This is a genomic window from Kitasatospora sp. NPDC004799, from assembly GCF_040609095.1.
Lineage (GTDB): Bacteria > Actinomycetota > Actinomycetes > Streptomycetales > Streptomycetaceae > Kitasatospora.
In genome coordinates this window covers 1-3,470 of record NZ_JBEXJK010000601.1, presented here as the reverse complement: position 1 = coordinate 3,470, position 3,470 = coordinate 1, and the positions used below count along the sequence as shown (strand labels likewise).

The 3,470-nt window shown below is 72.2% G+C and carries 2 protein-coding genes; one reads left to right on the top strand and one right to left on the bottom strand.

Translation table 11 applies throughout. From position 1 onward, the window contains the following. Positions 1-133 precede the first annotated feature (133 nt). Entirely contained in the window at positions 134-2,644 is a 2,511-nt protein-coding gene (locus ABZW03_RS38700) for a DUF3516 domain-containing protein (RefSeq protein ID WP_355269243.1), read from the bottom strand. 175 nt (positions 2,645-2,819) lie between these two features. Here ABZW03_RS38700 and ABZW03_RS38695 point away from each other — a divergent pair. Next, positions 2,820-3,470, top strand: a 651-nt coding sequence (locus ABZW03_RS38695; RefSeq protein ID WP_355269241.1) for an aminotransferase class I/II-fold pyridoxal phosphate-dependent enzyme, incomplete at its 3' end; no start/stop codon positions are given.

The following is a 3,470-nucleotide window of genomic DNA, read 5'->3' as shown; positions in this document are numbered from 1 at the left end:
CCCCTCTTCCCCTACACCCCGCTCTTCCTATCGGGCGGGCCCGCTCTCCGGCCGCGGCCATCCGGCGGGCCGCGGCCGCGCCCCGCGGAAGCCTCGGCTTCCGGGGGCGTCGGCGCGTCGACGCAGTGCCGGTTCAGCCGCCGAGCCGGTCCACGGCCGTCACCCGCAGCACCGCCCGGCCCTCCTCGTCCGAGCCGTACAGGTCGACCTCGGCGCTGATGCCCCAGTCGTGGTCGCCCTCCGGGTCGTCGAAGATCTGCCGGACCCGCCAGGCGGAGTCCTCCTCCTCGATGATCAGCATCTTCGGGCCGCGCGCGTCCGGGCCGGTGCCGAGGTCGTCGTACTCGTCCCAGTAGCCGTCCATGGCGTCCGCCCAGCGGTCCGCGTCCCAGCCGTACTCGCCGTCCAGCTCGCCGAGCTCGTCCCAGCGCTCCAGCGCGCAGAGCTCGACCCGGCGGAACATCTCGTTGCGCACCAGGACGCGGAAGGCGCGGGCGTTGGCGGTGACCGGCGCCGGCTTGTCGTCCAGCCGCACCTCGGCGGCCTGCGGCTCGGTCGGGTTGGCCAGCTGCTCCCACTCGTCCAGCAGGCTGGAGTCGACCTGGCGGACCAGCTCGCCGAGCCAGGCGATGACGTCCTTGAGGTCGTCGGTCTTCACGTCCTCGGGGACGGTCTGCTCCAGTGCCTTGAACGCGCCGGCCAGGTAGCGCAGCACGATGCCCTCGGTGCGCGCCAGCTCGTAGAAGCCGACGTAGTCCGAGAAGGTCATCGCCCGCTCGTACAGGTCGCGGACCACCGACTTCGGCTGCAGCTGGTGGTCGCCGATCCACGGGTGCGCCCGGCGGTACACCTCGTAGGCGTGGGTGAGCAGCTCCTCCAGCGGCTTCGGGTAGGTGATCTCCTGGAGCCGCTCCATCCGCTCCTCGTACTCGACGCCGTCCCGCTTCATCTCGCCGACGGCCTCGCCGCGCGCCTTGTTCTGCTGGGCGGCGAGGATCTGGCGCGGGTCGTCGAGGGTCGCCTCGACGACCGAGATCACGTCCATCGCGTACGAGGGGGAGGTCGGGTCGAGCAGCTCGAAGGCGGCCAGCGCGAAGGTGGAGAGCGGCTGGTTGAGCGCGAAGTTCTCCTGGAGGTCCAGGGTGAGGCGGACGATCCGGCCCTCGGCGTCCGGCTCCGGCAGCCGCTCCACCACGCCGCCCTCCAGCAGCGAGCGGTAGATGGCGATCGCGGTGCGGATGTGGCGGCGCTGCGCGGCCCTGTCCTCGTGGTTGTCGGTCAGCAGCTTGCGCATCGCCTCGAAGGCGTTGCCCGGGCGGCCGATCACCGACAGCAGCATCGCGTGGCTCACCTTGAACCGGGAGACCAGCGGCTCCGGGTCGGCGGCGATCAGCTTGTCGAAGGTCTCCTCGGTCCAGCCGACGAAGCCCTCCGGCGCCTTCTTGCGCACCACCTTGCGCTTCTTCTTCGGGTCGTCCCCGGCCTTGGCGATCGCCTTGTCGTTCTCGATCACGTGCTCCGGCGCCTGCGCCACCACCTGGCCGACGGTGTCGAAGCCGGCCCGGCCGGCCCGGCCGGCGATCTGGTGGAACTCGCGGGCGCGCAGGATGCGCACCCGCTGGCCGTCGTACTTCGACAGGGCGGTGAACAGCACCGTGCGGATCGGCACATTGACACCGACGCCGAGGGTGTCGGTGCCGCAGATGACCTTCAACAGGCCCGCCTGGGCGAGGCGTTCGACCAGCCGGCGGTACTTCGGCAGCATGCCCGCGTGGTGCACGCCGATGCCGTGGCGGACGAAACGGGACAGGTTGCGGCCGAACTTGGTGGTGAAGCGGAAGTTGCCGATCAGCTCGGCGATGGCCTCCTTCTCCGCCTTCGAGCACATGTTGATGCTCATCAGCGACTGGGCCCGCTCCACCGCCTCCTTCTGGGTGAAGTGCACGACGTAGACCGGCGCCTGGCCGGTCTGCAGCAGCTCCTCCAGGGTGTCGTGCAGCGAGGTGCGGCGGTACTCGTAGAACAGCGGCACCGGGCGGGTCGCGTTGCGCACCACGGTGGTCGGCCGGCCCGTGCGGCGGGTCAGGTCCTCCTCGAAGCGGCGGACGTCGCCGAGCGTCGCGGACATCAGCAGGAACTGCGCCTGCGGCAGCTCCAGCAGCGGGATCTGCCAGGCCCAGCCGCGGTCCGGCTCGGCGTAGAAGTGGAACTCGTCCATGACCACCTGGCCGATGTCCGCCCGGGCGCCGTCGCGCAGCGCGATCTGGGCGAGCACCTCGGCGGTGCAGCAGATGATCGGCGCGGTCGGGTTCACGCTCGCGTCGCCGGTCATCATGCCGACCTGCTCGGTGCCGAACATCTTCACCAGGTCGAAGAACTTCTCCGAGACCAGCGCCTTGATCGGGGCGGTGTAGAACGTCCGCTGCCCCTCCGCCAGCGCCGCGAAGTGCGCGCCCGCCGCCACCAGGCTCTTGCCCGAGCCGGTCGGCGTCGCCAGGATCACGTTGTTCCCGGACACCAGCTCGATCAGCGCCTCCTCCTGCGCCGGGTACAGCGTGATCCCCCGCTCCTCCGCCCAGGCTGCGAACGTCTCGTACAGCGCGTCGGGGGTGGCGGGCTTCGGCATCAGATCAAGGAGGGTCACCCGGCTATCTTGCCTGCTCGCCGCCACCCCGGGCAAAGCCCGGCGCCGGGGAGCGCGGGGCGGCGGGCGGCGGTGGGCGGGTGGCCCGGTTGTGGCGACCGGCCAGCCGGACGCGCCGATCATGTGCCGATCGGCACATTGATCCCGGTTCGGGCAGCGTGCCAGAGTGCCGGGCATGAACCCTTCGCTCGCGGCTGAGCCGCGCTCCTCCGCCGTGGCCCCGGCGAACGTGTTCGACTGGCTCGACGAGACGGCCGAGATGCGGGCGGAGGCCGGGCTGACGCGGACGGTGCGCAGCCGGGCGGCGGACGACGGGGTGCTGGACCTCGCGGGCAACGACTACCTGGGGCTGACCAGGCATCCGGTGGTCGTCCGGGCGGCGGCGGACGCGGCGCTGCGCTGGGGCGGGGGGTCGACGGGCTCGCGGCTGGTGACCGGGACGACCGCGCTGCACACCGAACTGGAGGAGGAGCTGGCCGAGTTCTGCGGGGTGGAGGCCGCGCTGGTGTTCTCCTCCGGGTACACGGCCAACCTCGCGGCGCTCACGGCGCTCACCGACCCGGACACCCTGATCGTCTCCGACGCCTACAACCACGCCTCGCTGATCGACGGCTGTCGGCTCGCCCGCGCCGACGTCCAGCGCGTCCCGCACAGCGACCCGGCGGCGGTCGCCGAGGCGCTCGCCGGGCGGGCGAAGCGGCGGGCGCTGGTGGTCACCGACTCGGTGTTCTCGGTGGACGGCGACGCGGCCCCGCTGCCCGCGCTGTCCGCCGCCGCCCGCGCGCACGGCGCCGCGCTGCTGGTGGACGACGCCCACGGGCTGGGC